The organism is Microvirga massiliensis, assembly GCF_001006805.1.
Taxonomy (GTDB): Bacteria; Pseudomonadota; Alphaproteobacteria; order Rhizobiales; family Beijerinckiaceae; genus Microvirga; species Microvirga massiliensis.
Window position 1 is genome coordinate 197078 of the sequence record NZ_LN811361.1, and the last position, 18213, is coordinate 215290.

13 protein-coding genes are annotated in these 18213 nt (G+C 62.8%); 4 read left to right on the forward strand and 9 right to left on the reverse strand.

What is annotated here, in order from left to right; translation table 11 throughout:
- Nucleotides 1-84: 84 nt before the first annotated feature.
- Both treS and glgB read left to right on the forward strand, forming a co-directional pair.
- A complete protein-coding gene (gene treS, locus BN1233_RS30505; RefSeq protein WP_046867420.1) occupies nt 85-3357 on the forward strand; it encodes a maltose alpha-D-glucosyltransferase in 3273 nt (1090 codons plus the stop codon).
- Entirely contained in the window at nt 3354-5612 is a 2259-nt protein-coding gene (glgB, locus tag BN1233_RS30510) for a 1,4-alpha-glucan branching protein GlgB (protein WP_082145737.1), read from the forward strand. The genes treS and glgB overlap by 4 nt, the downstream gene beginning before the upstream one ends.
- A 471-nt stretch (nt 5613-6083) precedes the next feature.
- On the opposite strand, the gene BN1233_RS30515 is transcribed toward glgB, so the two are convergent.
- From BN1233_RS30515 to BN1233_RS30555, 9 genes are all read right to left on the reverse strand, one after another.
- Nucleotides 6084-6641, reverse strand: coding sequence for a sugar O-acetyltransferase (locus BN1233_RS30515; RefSeq protein ID WP_046867520.1), 558 nt, complete (start codon nt 6639-6641; stop codon nt 6084-6086).
- A gap of 212 nt (nt 6642-6853) precedes the next feature.
- The gene (locus tag BN1233_RS30520; RefSeq protein ID WP_046867422.1) at nt 6854-8137 is read right to left on the reverse strand and encodes a PQQ-dependent sugar dehydrogenase; all 1284 of its coding nucleotides are present in this window, start codon (nt 8135-8137) and stop codon (nt 6854-6856) included.
- Nucleotides 8134-8562, reverse strand: coding sequence for a DUF2231 domain-containing protein (locus BN1233_RS30525; protein ID WP_046867423.1), 429 nt, complete (start codon nt 8560-8562; stop codon nt 8134-8136). Before BN1233_RS30525 ends, BN1233_RS30520 begins: the two co-directional genes overlap by 4 nt.
- Nucleotides 8563-8743: 181 nt before the next feature.
- Nucleotides 8744-9202, reverse strand: a complete 459-nt coding sequence (locus tag BN1233_RS30530; protein WP_046867424.1) for a hypothetical protein — start codon at nt 9200-9202, stop codon at nt 8744-8746.
- Nucleotides 9203-9644: 442 nt separating this feature from the next.
- Nucleotides 9645-11108, reverse strand: a complete 1464-nt coding sequence (gene glgA, locus BN1233_RS30535) for a glycogen synthase GlgA (protein ID WP_046867425.1) — start codon at nt 11106-11108, stop codon at nt 9645-9647.
- A 266-nt stretch (nt 11109-11374) separates the two neighbouring features.
- Nucleotides 11375-13888 carry a glycogen/starch/alpha-glucan phosphorylase gene (locus tag BN1233_RS30540; protein ID WP_082145739.1) on the reverse strand — a complete coding sequence of 838 codons (2514 nt, stop codon included), beginning with the start codon at nt 13886-13888 and terminating at the stop codon, nt 11375-11377.
- Between the two features lie 206 nt (nt 13889-14094).
- On the reverse strand, nt 14095-15327 hold the full coding sequence (locus BN1233_RS30545; protein ID WP_052763997.1) for a DNA methyltransferase: 1233 nt from the start codon (nt 15325-15327) through the stop codon (nt 14095-14097).
- Nucleotides 15328-15528: 201 nt separating this feature from the next.
- Nucleotides 15529-16716 (reverse strand): extracellular catalytic domain type 1 short-chain-length polyhydroxyalkanoate depolymerase, encoded by a 1188-nt coding sequence (locus tag BN1233_RS30550; protein ID WP_046867426.1) that lies wholly within the window; start codon nt 16714-16716, stop codon nt 15529-15531.
- Between the two features lie 71 nt (nt 16717-16787).
- Nucleotides 16788-17198: a CopG family transcriptional regulator gene (locus BN1233_RS30555; RefSeq protein ID WP_046867427.1), complete on the reverse strand. Its 411-nt coding sequence runs from the start codon at nt 17196-17198 to the stop codon at nt 16788-16790.
- 190 nt (nt 17199-17388) lie between these two features.
- On the opposite strand from BN1233_RS30555, the gene BN1233_RS30560 reads away from it, so the two are divergent.
- Together BN1233_RS30560 and BN1233_RS48615 are read left to right on the forward strand one after the other, a co-directional pair.
- Nucleotides 17389-17583: a hypothetical protein gene (locus tag BN1233_RS30560; protein ID WP_048708683.1), complete on the forward strand. Its 195-nt coding sequence runs from the start codon at nt 17389-17391 to the stop codon at nt 17581-17583.
- A 412-nt stretch (nt 17584-17995) separates the two neighbouring features.
- The coding region (locus BN1233_RS48615) for a hypothetical protein (protein ID WP_048708685.1) at nt 17996-18213 on the forward strand (218 nt) is incomplete at its 3' end.

The window sequence follows — 18213 nt, forward strand, 5'->3', positions numbered from 1 at the left end:
TGACCGACACCAGCCCGGCCGCGGAAGCGCAACGCGATATGACGTTCGCCGCAAGCCGTCGGAACAACAGCGCGATTTGAGACGATGATCGACCGCAACGATACACAGTGGTACCGCGACGCCATCATCTACCAGGTGCACGTCAAATCGTTCTTCGACTCGAACGATGACGGAGTCGGGGACTTCGAGGGACTCACGCGCAAGCTGGACTACGTCAAGGATCTCGGCGTCTCGGCGATCTGGGTCATGCCGTTCTATCCCTCGCCGCTGCGAGACGACGGTTACGACATCTCCGATTACCGGGGAATCAACCCCTCCTACGGGACGATGCGCGATTTCCGCCGGTTCGTGCGGGAGGCGCATGATCGCGGCCTGCGCGTCGTTACCGAGCTCGTCATCAATCACACCTCGGATCAGCATCCCTGGTTCCAGCGCGCGCGGCAGGCCAAGCCGGGTTCGGCAGCGCGCAATTTCTATGTGTGGTCGGATACCGACCAGCGCTATAAGGATACACGGATCATCTTCCTCGACACGGAAACGTCGAACTGGTCCTGGGATCCGGTGGCGCACGCCTACTACTGGCACAGGTTCTACTCGCATCAGCCGGACCTCAACTTCGACCATCCTCGCGTGCTCGAAGCCGTGCTCGACGTGATGCGCTACTGGCTCGACATGGGCGTGGACGGCCTTCGTCTCGACGCCATTCCGTATCTGATCGAACGCGAAGGGACGAATTGCGAGAACCTGCCGGAAACGCACGAGGTCATCAAGAAGATCCGTGCAGCCCTCGATACTGGCTATCCGGATCGCATGCTACTTGCTGAAGCCAACCAGTGGCCCGAGGAGACCGCGCCCTATTTCGGAAACGGCGACGAATGCCACATGGCGTTTCACTTCCCCCTCATGCCGCGCATGTATATGGCCATCGCGCAGGAGGACCGTCATCCGATCACCGACATCATGCGGCAGACGCCGGAGATCCCGGAAGGATGCCAGTGGGCGATCTTCCTGCGCAACCATGACGAGCTCACGCTCGAGATGGTGACCGACAAGGAACGCGATTATCTCTGGTCCTTCTACGCGACCGATCGCCGGGCGCGGATCAATCTCGGGATCCGGAGACGACTTGCGCCGCTCCTCGACAATGATCGCCGCAAGATCGAGCTGCTGAACTCGCTGCTGCTTTCGATGCCGGGCACGCCCGTTCTGTACTACGGCGACGAGATCGGAATGGGCGACAACATCTACCTTGGAGACAGGGACGGCGTCCGAACCCCGATGCAGTGGTCGCCGGACCGCAATGGTGGTTTTAGCAGGGCCGACCCCGCGAGGCTCTTCCTGCCCGCCATCCAGGACGCAATCTATGGCTTCGACTCGGTCAATGTCGAGGCTCAGCTGAGGAACGCCGGCAGCCTCCTGAACTGGACCAAGCGCATGATCGCGATCAGGCGCAGTCACAAGGTCTTCGGCCGCGGCAGCCTGCGCTTTCTGTATCCATCGAATCGCAAGGTCTTTGCCTATATCAGGGGCAACGAGGAAGAGTGCATCCTCTGCGTCGCCAATCTCTCGCGTTCACCCCAGGCCGTGGAACTCGATCTGTCCGATCACAAGGGGCAGATCCCTGTGGAGATGACAGGTGGGACGACCTTCCCACGCATTGGTGAACTTCCATATCTCCTGACTCTGCCGGCTTACGGCTTCTATTGGTTCAATCTCACTGCTGCGGCCGCCGAGAAGACAGTGCCGGCGCAGCAGACCTCGCCGGAACTCTTTACCCTGGTGATGACCGGTGGATTCGAGACCATTCTGCATGGCCGGGAGAAGACCGCCTTCGAGACAACGATGGCGCCGCGTTTCATCGCAACGCAGCGTTGGTTCGGAGGCGGCGGAGCGGTGCCTAAGCGAACCGCAGTGCTCGATGAGGCGGCGCTGCCGAACCGTGTCGGCGCGAATGGATTTCTGCTGCCGCTCGTCCGCGTCGAACTGCCGAATGGCGAGCATCAGGTTTATTCGATCCCGCTTGCGATCGAGGAGCGCGGCGAGCCGGACGACCTGCTACCCTACGCCGTTGCGCGGGTCCGCCGAGGGCCGCGCATCGGATTGCTGTACAGTGCTGGATCCTCGGCGGATTTTGCCCTTTCGGTCATCGAGGCGATCCGCAGCTCCAGCACCATCCCGACGCGCGCAGGCGGGCAGATTTCCTTCAAGCCGGCCGCAACACTGGCCGAATACGCCGACGTCGGCCCGGGCGAGGTCAAGCGTCTCTCCGCAGAACAGAGCAACACGTCGATTGCCGTTGGCGAGCATATGCTGCTCAAACTCTACCGCCGGTTGCAGAGCGGCCCGCATCCGGAGGTGGAAGTTGCCCGTTTCCTGACGGAGGTTGCCGGGTTTGCAAACACGCCCCCTCTTCTCGGGACCGTCGAATACATCGCTCCGGACGGCTCTCCGACAGCCCTCGCAATCGTTCAGCGTTTTCTGCGCAACCAGGGCGACGCGTGGAGCTGGCTCCTCGATCAGCTCAAGCGGGAACTCGACACGATCGCGCTCATCCCAGCGCAGGAAACGATCCAGGTCGAGGACGCCCTGGCAAGTCTCCTCCAGACGGTGCGGACCCTTGGCCGCCGGACTGCCGAACTCCATCTCGCCTTCGCGACGCCCACGAACGACCCCGCCTTCTCTCTCGAACCCATGACGATGGACGATGTGCGCGCGGCCGCGAACGATGCCCGCCGCCAGGGCGAGAGAGCCTTTGCGGCCGTTGCTCGCCTCGCGCGGCAAGCGGAGGGGCCAGCACGAGAGGCAATGGAAGCTCTCCTCGAGCGTCGCGAGGAATGCTGGAGCCTTATCGACCGGTGCGTCGAGGCGCCGGACGGGGCTGTGAAGACTCGAATCCATGGTGACTATCACCTCGGCCAGGTTCTGATCGTCCAGAATGACGTCATGATCGTGGATTTTGAGGGCGAGCCGTCGCGCCCCGTCGAGGAGCGGCGTGCCAAGGGTTCACCGCTGCGCGATGTGGCAGGTATGCTGCGATCGTTTGCCTATGTCGCAGAAACCGCGGCGCGCGACGTGGATCTTCATTTCGCATCTCGCGAAACGGATCGTCTCTATGAGATTGCCCGCGCGGCCCACCAGCTCTCGAGGACGGCTTTTCTCGAGTCCTATCGCGAAGTTGCCGAGGGCACGCCCATCTGGACAGCGGACGAACGCTCGCGCTGGAACCTCCTCGATCTGCATCTTCTCGGCAAGGCTCTCTACGAGATCAATTACGAAGCCGGCCATCGGCCGGACTGGATCGATATCCCCATTCAGGGTGTTCTCTCCATTCTCGATCAGGAACGGAGCGCGTCATGACCCAGCGATCCGGAACCGCTCACGCTGCAAGGCAAGATCCTACGCGTGAAGCAGCGTGGGAACCAGCCGTGACGAATTCGGCCGTCGCTGCGCTGCTGGAAGCCAGGCACCCGGATCCTTTCGCCCTCCTCGGACCGCATGAGGTGGGGCCCGGGAAATGGGAGATCCGCACCTTCCTCCCTACGGCGCGCTCGGTCACGATCGAGGCCCATGATCGATCGCGTATGCTCGCGCAGGCCGAACGTCGGCACGATGCCGGATTCTTCATTGCACGACTCGACTCCGCGGAACGGCCCTATTACCGGCTCCGGATCGAAACCCCGCACGGCGAAGTCATCCGCTGGGACCCGTATTCCTTCGGCAGGATCCTCGCCGAGGAGGATCTCGGAAAAATCCGGGACGTCGGCAGCGATGCCCATTACCGCCTTCTCGGAGCGCACCGGAGGCGCGTCGGAGAGGTCGAGGGATTCCTCTTCACAGTGTGGGCCCCGAATGCACGGCGGGTCAGCGTCGTCGGAGATTTCAATAATTGGGACGGTCGCGTGTATCCGATGCGCCTGCGCCACAGCGCGGGCATCTGGGAGTTGTTTCTGCCCGAGCTCAATCCCGGCCTTCGTTACAAATTCGAGATTGCAGGAGCGCATGGCCACCTCCTGCCGCAGCGTGCAGACCCGGTCGCCTTCGCGGCCGAGCGTCCTCCTGCGACGGCATCGGTACTTCACGGCCTACCGGAGCCCGGCTGGCGCGACGAGAAATGGATGACGAATCGCGGCACACGGGATCCGCGCAAGAGTCCGATCGCGATCTACGAGTGCCATCTCGGTTCCTGGGCGCGCGTTCCGGAAGAAGGCGATCGCTACCTGACTTATCGTGAGCTCGCGGCGCGACTGATCCCGTATGTGCGGGATCTCGGCTTCACGCACATCGAGCTCCTGCCGATTACGGAATTTCCGTTCGACGGCTCCTGGGGGTATCAGCCCGTCTCGCTCTTTGCGCCGACGAGCCGCTTCGGAAGTCCGGAAGACTTCGCCTACTTCGTGGAAGCCGCACATGAGGCCGGAATCGGCATCATTCTCGACTGGGTGCCCGCTCATTTCCCGAATGATCCGCATGGCCTAGGCTCGTTCGACGGCACGCATCTCTACGAGCACGCCGATCCGCGCCAGGGCTATCACCACGACTGGGGAACCTACATCTACAATTATGGGCGCTCCGAGGTTGCCGCGTTCCTGGTCTCGAATGCGCGATTCTGGCTCGAGCGCTACCACCTCGACGGCTTGCGCGTCGACGCCGTCGCATCGATGCTCTATCTCGATTACTCGCGGCAGCCTGGGGAATGGGTTCCGAACCGCTACGGAGGCAACGAGAATCTCGAGGCGATCGACTTTCTGCGACGCCTCAACGAGACGACTTATGGCGTCGCCCCAGGCTCGATGACGATCGCCGAGGAATCGACGGCATGGCCCGGAGTCTCACACCCGACCTATACGGGCGGGTTGGGCTTCGGCTTCAAGTGGAACATGGGCTGGATGCACGACACCCTGCGGTACATCAGCAAGGAGCCGATCCACCGCCGCTACCACCACCATGATCTGACCTTCGGCCTTCTCTATGCCTTCACGGAAAACTTCATCCTGCCGCTGAGTCATGACGAGGTCGTCCACGGAAAAGGCTCGCTCCTCGGCAAGATGCCCGGCGATCAGTGGCAACGCTTCGCCAATTTGCGCGCCTATTTCGGTTTCATGTGGGGCCACCCGGGCAAGAAGCTCCTGTTCATGGGCGGCGAGATCGCGCAGGAGCGCGAGTGGAATCATGATACCAGCCTCGACTGGCACCTGCTCGAGAGCCCATTCCATCGCGGTGTGCAGAATCTCATCCGCGATCTCAACCGGCTCTACGCCACGTATCCTGCTCTTCACGCTCGCGACTCGGAAGCGAGTGGCTTCCGCTGGCTTGTCGCCGATGACGCAGAGAACAGCGTTCTCGCCTTCTCGCGACATGGGGACGACGAGTCGGAGATTGCGATCGTGGTGTCGAACTTCACCCCGGTCCCACGGGAAGGTTATCGCATCGGCGTGCCGCGCCCCGGCTTCTATCGTGAAGCGCTGAACACCGACGCGAGCCATTACGCCGGCAGCAATGTCGGCAATCGGGGAGGCGTTCAGTCCGAAGCCGCCCCGAGTCACGGCCTGCCATGCTCGGTCTGCCTGACACTCCCGCCCCTCGCGACACTCATCCTCGTATACGAGGCTTGAGGCATCCGTGGCGTGTGTCTGGTCCTTAAGGCGGCGTCAGATCAGGCAACGGATACCCGGTCCCGCTGCCGCCATCGCAAGCGGCAGGCGCAGCACACCCTGCAGTTCCATTCGTCATCGCGAGTGGGGCGACGCAATCCAGGAGCGCATTCGTCGACGGGTAGATTGCTTCGCCTCCGGCTCGCAAGGACGGGTGTGGATCCGTGACGGGCTGGATGACTGCGGTGGCTCGCAAGGACGGAGGTGCGGCGGGACGGACTGTGCCTCGGCGCCTGCGGCTCGCCATGACGGCAGTGGGTCCGGCGCTACTCCGGTTCCGGCCCCGCACCTCGCGCTCTTACGCCCTCGTCGTCATTGCGAACGAAGTGAAGCAATCTACCCGCCCACGGATGGTTCGCCTCGCCTCCACCTCGCAAGGACAGGCATGTCCTGATGGAGTAGCCGGAACACGGCGTTCCGAGACGCCGCCGCTTATTCGGTGATCTCGCGGATCACGCGGCATGGGTTGCCTGCGGCAAACACGCCCTCCGGAATGTCCCGCGTCACCACGCTCCCGGCCCCGATCACGGCCCGCGATCCGATCCGCACACCGGGCAGAATGATCGCCCCGCCGCCTACCCACACGTCCGATCCGATCTCCACCGGCTTACCGAACTCCTCTCGTCGGCGCAGTTCGGCGTTGAACGGGTGCATGGGCGTGTAGACCTGCACGGCCGGACCAAAGAGAGTGAAGCTGCCGATGCTCACTTGGCAGACGTCCAGCACAACGCAGTTGAAGTTGAAGAACACCCGCTCGCCCAGCTCGATATTCGAGCCGTAGTCGCAGAAGAAGGGTGGCTGCATCCACACCGAGTCCCCACCCGCGCCAAACAATTCACATAGGATTCGTCGCCGCTCCTCCTGCTCGGCTTCGCGTGTGGCGTTCAGCGCCTGGCAGAGATCTCGTGCATGCTCCCGCGCCGCAACCAGCTCGGGATCCATCGGGTCGTACAGCTCTCCGGCCAGCATCTTCTGATGCTCTGTCTTCATCGTGCACTCCTCGAAGCGGGTTGCCGTTATCGTGCGCAAGCCGTTCGTGCTCGTCGTCGACGAGAAGAGCGCTGGCGCGACCTCGAGCGCCACCGCTTGGCGCACCAGATCTTCCGGGAACGGAAGATCTCGAGCACGCCATCCATCGCGCTGTCAAAAGCCTTACTGCCGGACGAAACCACCATCCGTTGTGCCAACCAGTCGGTCGCTGCTTAGTCCTTCGTAACTCTCCAGACCGTGTTCGACAGGTCGTCGGCGACAATCAAGGCGCCACGCGGATCCACCGTCACTCCGACCGGCCGCCCGCGCGTGTTGCCGTTGTCATCCAGGAAGCCGGAAACGAAATCGATCGGATCGCCGGCGGGCCGGCCGTCGCGGAACGGCACGAAGACTACCTTGTAACCGACCGGCACGCTGCGGTTCCAACTGCCGTGCTCGCCGACAAACACCCCCTCACCGAAATCTGCGCCCATTGCCGAGGTCGAGAAGGTCAGGCCAAGCGCTGCCACATGCGATCCTAGACTATAGTCCGGGCGTATGGCCGAGGCGACCTTCTGCGGATCCTGCGGTTGTGCGCGTGGGTCGACGTTCTGACCCCAATAGCTGTAGGGCCACCCGTAAAAGCCGCCCTCACGCACGGCAGTCAGGTAATCCGGAACAAGATTGGGCCCAATTTCGTCCCGTTCGTTCACAACTGCCCAGAGCTGGTCCGTTCCCGGCTGAATGGCGAGAGCAGTGGGGTTGCGGAGACCGGTTGCGTAAGGCTTGTGCGCTCCCGTCTGCGCATCGATCTGCCATACCATGGCTCGGTCGACCTCGACGTCCATCCCCCGCTCGGTGATGTTGCTGTTGGAGCCGATGCCGACATAGAGAAAGCGGCCATCGGGGCTGGCGGTCATCGCCTTTGTCCAGTGATGATTGATCGCCGCCGGCAGCTCCGAGACCTTCGTCGGCGGCCCGCTCGCCTCGGTCTGGCCGTCACGATAGTCGAAGCGCACCAGCGAATCCTGGTTGGCGACGTAAATGGCGCCGTTGACCAGCGCGAGACCATAGGGCGCGTTGAGATCGTCGGCGAAGACGCCTTGTGCTTTGTAGGTGCCGTCGCCATCCGCATCGCGCAGCAGCGTCAGCCGGTCGCCACCCTTCACGGAGGTCTTGCCCAAACTCTTGATGTAGTTCGCGATGAAATCCTTCGGTCGCAACGCAGGCGCGTTGCCGCCCGATCCCTCCGCAACCAGAATGTCGCCATTGGGAAGAACCAGCGTCTGGCGCGGGATCCTGAGATCCGTGGCGATGGGTTGGATCCTGTATCCCTGCGGCACCTTCGGGAGATCATTACCCCAATTTGCCGGCCTCGGGATCTTCATGGCAGGCAACAGGCCGCGCTGTGGTGTGGGTAGATCCGGGTTGGCGCCATATTGTGCCAGTTCGGGGTCGTTGCCGCAGGCAGACAGGGTGATCGCCAGGGCGCCGATCAAAAGGAACGAGCGCATCATTCCACTTCTCCGGCACGGAATCCGGAATACCCGATCCAGGCTGCAACGAGCGCCAGGAGCGCTACAAATGCCGATAGATAGAGGCCCGCCGGCATGGTCGCCCATGCATCCTTCGCGTGGACGAGGGCATTGACGAAGCCGAGCACCCACATTGCGAGCAGCACGACAAAATAGAGGGCCGGCCGCCCCTTTGCCGCTCCCCTGCGAAACAGGTTGACCAGCGCCCAAAGCAGGGCAAGGGCGCCAACAAGCAGCCCGCCGGCGATGAGCCAGGACGAGAAATTGGCCCATTGCACATGGAAGCTCGCCCAGTAGGCGAGATCGCTGACCAGCGCACCGAGGAACAGAGGAAATGGAAAGGCGAGGAGAATTGCGTGAAGAGGATGGAGCGGCCTCAGAGGACCTGCGTCGGATGTGGCAACCACAGCATCTCCTCTCGCTCCTGGAACCGGCCGCGCGACCTGCGTCCGGTAAGGACGTCGATGGCTCAATGCATCAGCGGCCGGTAGGTTTCGGAATCGATGCAGATCCCCCTGACTGCGTCCATATTGCCGTCCGTGGCTCTAATAGCCCTCGCCTTGCGCGCGATGCCGCAACCTGCAGGTCTCAGGCGAATCCTGCTGCGAGGTGCTTGCGGAATCGCGCGAGAGCAACGTCGAGATGCGTCGTCGCATCTGCTAGATCTCTGGCGCGGTCTGCCAGGGAGCGGAGTCCGACTTCGTTTAGAGCAAGTGCCCGCTCGAAGTGAAGGGCCTCGAGCGCTGCCCGAAAATCCGTCAGCGCGACCTCCACCTCGTCTGCAGAATCGGCGAGCTGCGTACCGATGACGATATCTTCGAAATGAAACTCCGTATCGTCATCGGACTCCACGACGCCATCGTAGCGCAGGCAGAGGAGTTGCATCCTGTGGTCGCACCAGCCGAGCAACTTTCCTTGTTCACAGGTGCACGTCATGCGGACCTTGCCGCCGCGGACCCGTTCCGTCGTGATAATGTTCTGGTGGCCGTCCGCGTCCTGGAGGACGAGGGTGACCGGGTTTTCCGGCAACTCGCTCCTGGTCAGCATGTGAACCCCCTATGCGTTCTTTCATTTTGGGGGACATCATGATGGATTTGTTGTCGAATTTCTAGTTGCCGCAACGTCGTCCTTCGGCGGGGATCACTCGAACGCACATCTCACGCTCGGTCGAGCCCGATCGGGGCCTCGACCGTTCGAAGGAGGATCGATGCCGATGCGTCGCTGAATTCCGTCGTGGTGACCGGAGCAAAAAGATCCAGGTACGCGGGGCCAGTCTGGTTTGCTTTGCCCACGGTTCGCAATGATGGAAGTGAGTTCGTCGTCTACTTCCGTCTCCCGCAGTGCTCCTCGCGCCTTCACGCCCTCTTCGTCATTGCGAACGCAGCGAAGCAACCAGGAGCGCCTCGGTCGAAGGGTAGATTGCTTCGCCTGCGGCTCGTAAGGACGGAAGTGCGGCGGAAAGGGCCGATGAGACAGACGCCGGATCGCTTCAGGCAGTCGCCACCACACGCCGCGCGCGGTGGTAGACGTCGGCGTACTGGTTCCTGGCCTCTGTCCAGCCCTGCGGCCGCTCCATGGCAGCTCTTCGCATGGAGGCGAGTTGGGTCGCAGAACGGAACGCCACCATACCTCGCCTGATTGCGCGGATGAAGTCCTTCAGCGACGGCTCGCCGAATAGGAAACCCGTGATGCCATCTTCGATCGTGTCCACGAGGCCGCCGGTTCGATGCGCGATCGGAAGAGAGCCAAATCTCTGAGCATACATCTGGCTGAGCCCACAGGGTTCGAATCGCGATGGCATGAGGAGGAAATCGCTCCCGGCGTAAATGCGCCGCGCCTCCGCGTCGTCGAACCCGATCCGGACCCCGACCGAGCCGGGATGCCGTTGTGCGAGTGCTTCCAGCGCACGCTCGAAGCGCGCCTCTCCCCGCCCGGTCACGACGACCTGCCCGCCCTCGGACAGGATCGATTCGGTTGCGGCAATCGCCAGATCGACGCCCTTCTGATGCACGAGCCGCGAGACAACTGCGAAGAGCGGCCCTCGTGACACCTCGAGGCCGAAGGCCCTCCGCACCTCGTCCGCATTGGCGCGCTTCCCGCACCAATCGTCTGACGAGAAGGGGTGTGCGAGAGAAGGATCTTTGCTCGGATCCCAGCTCTCGTCGATTCCGTTCAGGATTCCCGTGAGCCGCCCTTCATCGGCCCGCGTCTGAAGCAGGCCGTGCAGGCCGCAGCCGAATTGTGGTGTCGTAATCTCGCGGGCGTAGGTCGCGCTGACCGTCGTGACGTGCGAGGCGTAGAAGATTCCGGCTTTCAGGAAGGACAGCTTGCCGTAGAACTCCACTCCGTCGATCTGGAAAGCATCGTCCGGGATGCCGAGCCAAGGCATCCGGTCGCGCTGGAAGAGGCCTTGATAGGCGAGGTTGTGGATCGTGAGAATGCTGGGGATGCTCTCGCCGCGCCAAGCCAGATAGGCCGCCGCAAGGCTGCTCTGCCAATCGTTCAGGTGCAGCAGATCGGGCCGCCAGCCGGCATCACCAAGGCCCTGGGCAATGTCGGCGGCGGCTAGGCCGAGACGCGCGAACCGCAGATCGTTGTCCATCCAGTCGATACCGGACGCGTCACCATAAGGGCTCCCCTCCCGATCGTAGAGTTCCGGGCAGAGAATAATATAGATCGTGAGTCCGTCGCGCGTTCGGGTACGGCCGAGATCACAGGCGGGTATCCCGAAGGAGCCCGGCAAGCTGCCGATCCGCTCGATCGCATCGGCTCCGGCGAGCACCTGTCGGTAACCCGGCACGAGGATGCGCACGTCGTATCTGGCCCGAAGCGCGCGCGGCAGCGCCGCCGAGACTTCCCCAAGTCCGCCCGCTTTGACGAAGTCGGCAATCTCGGACGTCACGTAAAGGATCGACGGTCCGTTCGACGCGGCCGATGCCCCTTGGCCCGTCACAGCGGCATGTCGATACCGCTTGTCTTCTGACGAGGTCGTTGGGGAGACCGGAGGCGAAGTCGCAGACGTGACCAGTGGCGGGTGAGGCTCAACGGGCGCAGAAGGCTCAGGGTGGACCCGCGCGTCCGCAATCTGGATCATGTCTCTGCAAGCCTGGGCGCAACGCCGCTGACCCCCGCGCCCTCGGAATGGTCAGAGCCGCAAACACCCGACCCTCCGAAAGGTTCCGGGGCTCCTCCTGTGGTTGGGCGCTGCAGGCGCGGAGATCAGGCCCCAGGAGTACGCCATATCTCTTTTGCGTATTCTCGAATCGTCCGATCGGACGAGAACCACCCCATTCTCGCCGTGCTGAGGATGCTCTTGCGCCACCAGGCTTCCGGATTCCGCCAGAGCTCGTCCACGGAGCGTTGCGCGCACCAATAGGCCTCGAAATCGGCAGCCACCATGTAGGGATCGTGAAACGTGAGGGCTTCCACGAGCCCGCGGTAGCGCGTGACGTCATCGGGCGAGAACGCGCCCGCTGCGAGTGCCGAGAGGACGTCCGACAGCCGCCGCGAGGCGGCGATATCCGCCGTGGCATCGAGGCCGATGCGCCGCCGCGCCGCCACCTCTTCGGCGGTCAGGCCGAAGATGGCGATATTGTCGGCGCCGATCTGCTCCATGATCTCGATATTGGCGCCGTCAAGTGTCCCGATCGTCAGGGCGCCGTTCAGGGCGAATTTCATGTTGCCGGTTCCGGATGCCTCCAGGCCAGCCGTTGAAATCTGCTCGGACAGGTCGCTCCCGGGCATGATCGCCTCGGCGAGACTGACATTGTAGTTGGGCAGGAACGCAACCTTCAGGCGCCCGGCAATGACCAGATCGGCATTGATCTCTTGCGCGACATCGTGCGCGAGCTTGATGATCAGCTTGGCGCGCTCGTAGCCCGGAGCGGCCTTGCCGCCGAGAATTTTGACCCGGGGCACCCAGTCCGCGTCCGGCTCCTCCCGGATCGCCTGGTAGAGCGCGATCGTCTCGAGGACGTTCAGGAGCTGCCGCTTGTATTCGTGGATGCGCTTCACTTGGCTGTCGAAGAGCGCTGCGGGATCGACGCTGATCCCCACGCGCTCTTCGATGATCCGCGCGAGCGCAACCTTGTTGCGCCGGCGCTCGGCCGCGAAGCGCTGCTGGAATGCCGAATCGTCTGCGAGCGGCTCGAGATCGCGCAGGCGATCGATATCGTCGAGCACAAGTGGGCCGATTGCCTCGGCCAGGAGCGCCATAAGACCGGGATTCGCCTGATGCAGCCACCGCCGCACCGTGATACCGTTCGTCTTGTTGACGATCCTGTCGGGGTAGAGGCCATGCAGATCCTTGAACACGGTCTGCCGCATCAGCTCGGTGTGGAGAGCCGAGACGCCATTCACACGGTTTGAGCCCAGGAAAGCCAGATGGCCCATGCGCACGCGACGGCCATTGGTTTCGTCGATCAGCGAGAACGATGCGACGTTCTCCGCGTTCAACCTGCCCTGCTCCTGCTGCATTCCGAGGTGGAGCCAGTTGATCAGATAGATGATCTGCAAGTGGCGCGGCAGGAGCCGCTCCATAAGCTCGACCGGCCAGGTCTCGAGAGCCTCGGGGAGCAGGGTATGGTTCGTGTAGTTGAGCGTCTGCGTGGTGATGCGCCACGCATCCCCCCAATGGAACTCGTGCACATCGACGAGGAGGCGCATCAGCTCGGCGACGGCTATGGCAGGATGGGTATCGTTCATCTGAACGGCGGCATGTTCCGGCAGTGACGCCAGATCGCCGTATCGCTCGAGATGCGTCCGAAGCAGATCCTGGAGCGAGGCGGAGGTGAAGAAATACTCCTGCCGCAGGCGGAGTTCCTGTCCCTGCGGAGTCGCGTCGCCTGGGTAGAGCACACGCGAGATTGCCTCCGCACGGGCCTGGTCCGCCTGGGCCCCAACATGATCGCCGGCATTGAAGGCCGCGAGTTGAAGAGGATCGGTAGCGCGTGCCGCCCAGAGGCGCAGAAAGTTCACCTGCCGCCCTCGCCAGCCGACGACCGGCGTATCGTGGGCGACGGCCAGAACCGTCTCGGAGGGTTCCCAGACATGGCGGATCACGCCGGCCTGCTCGGGCATCATCGTGACCCCGCCCCCGAAGCCGATCCGGTAGGTCACGTCGGCCCTGGGGAATTCCCAAGGGTTGCCGCGCGCCAGCCAATTGTCCGGAGCCTCCTGCTGGCGGCCATCTAGGAAGGACTGACGGAACAGCCCGTAATCGTAGCGGATGCCATAGCCGGTGGCCACTACCCCCGTCGTCGCCATGCTTTCCATGAAGCAGGCCGCCAAGCGGCCGAGGCCGCCATTGCCGAGGGCCGCATCGGGCTCGCTCGCGACCACTGCGGAGAAATCGACTCCGAGGTCGGCGAGCGCCTGCCGGAGCGGCTCGGCCAGCCCGAGATTTCCGATCGCTTCGCCGAGGAGGCGTCCGATCAGGAACTCGAGCGACAGATAACAGACGCGCTTATCACTTGCTGTCCGATCAGCCGAACGATTCCAGGCATCCACGACGTAATCGCGCACGGCCAGCGCTGTGGCGGTGAACCAGTCCTGGTCAGCGGCCTGCTCGGGCCGTTTTCCGACATCGTATGCCAGCCGCGAAAGGATTTCCTTGCGCAGAGAGGCGGCATCGGCCGAAGCAGCCTGCGGACGACCGCCGTCTCGCGAGGTCTTCCCCACGCCCGCGCGCTCATATTCTCTGAGAGAAACGGTTTTCTCGTCTACGTCGAACATCTGCCCCCTCTCGGGTGGACCACTGCCGCGTGTCCAATGGGTTCAAAAATCGACGAAATGGGGCGCTTTCACGCAAAATGCCATGCGCCCTGTTACCGCTGACGCTAGGTCAACCCACATGACGCAACGACAATAGCGTGCACCGGAACAAAGAAGCCGCCGGGCGCCCGGCAGCAGCGTCGCACAATCGACTGGATCCTCTTCTTTCATGCGCAAGGCGATCGCTCGGCGATCACGATACGGTTGCTGTTGGTTCCCCCTCGATTATTGGTGACACCCCAGCAATTTGCCGTTTTTGTGAACTCCTGCCGGTTCAGCATAACTCCGAGAGTGCGAAATGGCAGCCCCTCGATAGCGCTAGCCACATGCCTCTCGAGGAGGACCCTTCCACCCCGGACCTCGCCGACCTCGAAGGCCACGATGCCGCCCGGACGCATTACGCGGGCGAATTCCAGGAACGAGAGCCTCACGAACCCTTCCCATGCACGGATCTCACGGTGCCGGTCGATCCGTACGGAGTTCGCATCGATCCCGGCAAACCAGCAGCGCAGCCAATTGTCGGAGGCGTAATCGACGATGTCGAGGAAGGGCGGGGAGGTCACGAGCAGATCGACAGCGCAGTCCGGGACTGCCGGTGTCCTGTGGGCCGGGCCCGTCACGACGAGTGGCCCGGGATGCGCAGGCGGCCCTCCATCGGCCAGGAGAGCCCGGGTCTTCTTCAGGATGATCGCTCGCAGGTCGCGGAAAGGCGGCGTCTGGCAGCGCGCTGCATTGATCCGGCGTTGGGCACCCGGCGAGACGGCCTGGTTCGGCGGGAGCGTGTAGACGGAGAGGAAACCGGACGAATGTCCGGTCAGGCGGTTGATTGCCACCATCCTGATCCACTCGTCGATCCGGTCAGTGGCGCCACTCGCTTCCTGGCCGAGGAGATACGACCGCAAGGCGAGAATGTGGTGCAACGTCTCCCGGTGATAGAAGGCCAGGAGCGGCTCGTGCTCCGCTTCGATTTCCGCGCCATTGAGGGCGATGGCCTGCAGGCGCTCGCGCACGGACTCGACTTCCGGCGGGGCAAGCCGCGGCCGCAGAATCAGCCCGCTCAGCGGATTGACGTCGTTCGCGAGAGGCCGGCGCCCCATCAAGGCAGCCTGCAGGGCCGTCGTACCGCGTCCCGAGAACGGATCGTAGACGCTGGCGCCGGGCCCGGTCAGTCGTGAGATGAAGAACTCGGGAAGCTGAGGCTTGAAACAGGCGCGATAGCTCACCTCATGAAGAGAATGGGCCTGACGCTGACCGGCGGTCCAGAACTCGTTCACGAAGTAATCGAGATCGCCCTCTCGCAGACACACGGTCGGCGCCCCGTTGAAAGTGAACCGTGCGAGCACGTCCAGCAATCTCGCGCCGGCCGATGCTTCCTGCGCTCGCTTCGTCGCGAGCCTCATGTCCATGACCACAGGCCGTTGATCACCCGGCACTCTCGGATCAGATCAAGCGCAATCGATCTTCTCAAGGAGGCGTGCCTCCACGCAGGTCCAGGATAGTCGCTCTATCGAAGCGGCAGCCGCGTGCAAGGCATTGCGGGTGGGCATCCACGGGAAACGGAAAGGCCTGCGGCCATGGATCCGCAAAGAGTGCGTACACGATCAGGCTCGCGATGCCGGGCGGCGATGCTCCAGGAAAAAGCGCATCATCTCGCGCGATGCATCCGGACCGCGAGCATCGGTGTAAGAGCCCGCCGCGTCTCCCCCGAACCATGCATGCGAGCCACCATGCACGACCCACTCCTCCAGCAAAATGCGTCCCTGATCGTCCTGATGCGTGGATCGGGTGTAGGCATGCCCTCCATCCACCCTGCCCCGCTGCGTCCCGATCCTGAGTTTGGATCCCGTGAGCCGTGACTGCGCGATGATCTGTGCGCCGTTGCGGGGATGCACGGTCTTGTCGCGATCACCGTGAAAGACGATGGTCGGCACGCGCGAGTCCGCCTCCAGCGTAAGAGGTCGCTGCGCTCTACCATCCGCGCTGCCATTCCGCATCACGGCGAATGCGGACGTGACGTCGCTTGCCGCACCGCACGGAAGCCCCGAATGCACGCAAATCGCCGCAAAGAGATCAGGATAGGTGGCGCCGAGAACGGCGGCAGCAGCCCCGCCTGCCGACAGGCCGGCTGCGTAGATGCGATCGGAATCCACCGCGTAGTCGCGCATGATCCTTTGCACCATCCCCGCGATCAAGGCGGGCTCGCCGGAGCCCCTCCGCTGCTCACTCGCCTTGAACCAGTTCCAGCACTTGGAGCTGTTCGCAGCCGGACTTTGAACCGGGTATGCGACGAGGACAGACTGCTCCTCGGCAATCCTGTTCATCCGGGTGCCGATCGCAAAATCCTCGGCATTCTGCGTGCAGCCGTGCAGCATCACGACGAGCGGGATCGGCTGTCCTGTATAGGAACTCGGGATATACAGGCGATATTCACGGGTGCCGTTATGATCCCTGTAGGTCTCCTTTAGAAACCGACCTCCCGGAGGGACCAGATTCGCGTGATCATGAACCGACGGTGCGGACTTTCCAGGTTCGAATAACCCTTTCGGCAGGACATGGCGCCAGTCCGCTCCGCCTCCGGGAGGCTGCGGCGGGAACGAGGCAGATCCTCTGCCGGCCATCGATCCGGGGTTGTTCGCACGAGGATCGTCGACCTCCGGCGTCTCGACCTGCCCGTGGCGTGCATCGTCGCGGCCGATCAGCCGTTGAAGCACGGTCGTCGCTTCGGCGAGCCTCCCGCCTCGGGTCAGGCGGAGAGCCTCCTTCATCTCGGGTGGAAGTCCGAATTTCATGTGAAATGTTTCCTTGCAGGGCTGCGGGACGCCGCAATCGTCAGGGTGTCGGTAGTCTCGATCCGACCCCGTCAGCGGATCCGGCCAGCGAGCGCCGCCTTCACCTCGGGACTGGCGTGGAGCGCGCCGAGGACTTCAACCGAGGCGATCGCCGCCGCTGCGAGTTCCGGCGTTACGTCGGATGCGATGCTTGCAAGCCCGAGGACCCGGATCTGGAGCTGCGTTCCGGAGGCCCGAGCGTCTTCGAGATCCTCACGGCGGAAGTGCCTCAGGCCGATATCCAGGCTCTTTCGCTTGACGGAGTTCCGCGCGGCGTCGGAGTGGCGATCGAGCTGGTTTCGGATCGCCGTCCGGATGAAATCCGTCCGATTCGCGTAGAACCCTTCCGAAACCAGAAGGTCGATGTGTCCCAGGTCCACATATCCGAGATTGATCGTGATCTTCTCGGAATCCGGCCCTCTCGGTCGAGAATCGCTCGCCATTTTCAATCATGCTCACCATCCACCTGGATGGTATATGGATGGCCGGACGATTGTTCAAGAGGGTCTTTCAGGGCAGGACATCACGACATGCTGAGCCCGTACCGAAATCGCTGGCCACCACCCGACAGGTCTTGCTACCATTCGTTCTGTGAGTACTTCCTATCAGAAAACCGGAGTGCTGGCGGCCTGCATGCACGCCCTGTGGATGACCGCTCGCCGGGAAGAACGGCGTGCAGATCACGCAGCAGATTGCGCGCGTGCGCTTGAGCGCTTCGATCTTGCGGTCCTCGCAAAACCATTCTGGATAAGAGCGCGCCAGCTGCGGGCTACTGCCATCATCTATCGCGCTCAGGCCTACGCGATTCAGGTCGATCTCACGATGTGAATTCCGTCTAGGTCCGCGCACGACGATATCGCCCATCATCGGCATTGCGAGCCGCAGGCGAAGCGATCCGGATTGGACCCGCGCAGCTGAATTCCACTCGCAAGGACGGAATGGATCGGCTCTTGAAACGGCCAGGCTGAAGTCCCATTTGTCCAGTGCCAGGCTTGAACTGCGCCTGCATTTGGCGCGCGCTCATTCCCGCACCGAGCGAGCCTTTCTTCTGCCACAGAGGCTTGCCTCGATGTCGGGACATGCGGCCTCCCTCCAGACGCAGTCATTGTTTGCCCTGAGCGATGTCACATGGCTCAGGGTGCCGCTGTAGCGTCATCACTCTGTCTTTGATGCGCGTTATCAGCGGATGCAATCCGGTTCATTCCCTTTTAATCGAACGCCAACAAGCAAGAACAAGAGCATGCAATTCAAATTTACGGCAAAGCGTCTTCCCTCTCTGAGGAACGACCCTCCGAAATTCCAGGTCCACCGAATCTGGGCCGATGGAGAAGGAAAGCAGGCCGAGATCAGCCACCTGATCGACCGGACCTATGCCTACAGCTCTCTCCGCGAGCTCCAGTGGCATCTCGCCGAGCGTTTCTCCCGCCCGGCCCAGTCGGTCAGCGTGAGCGCCATCTA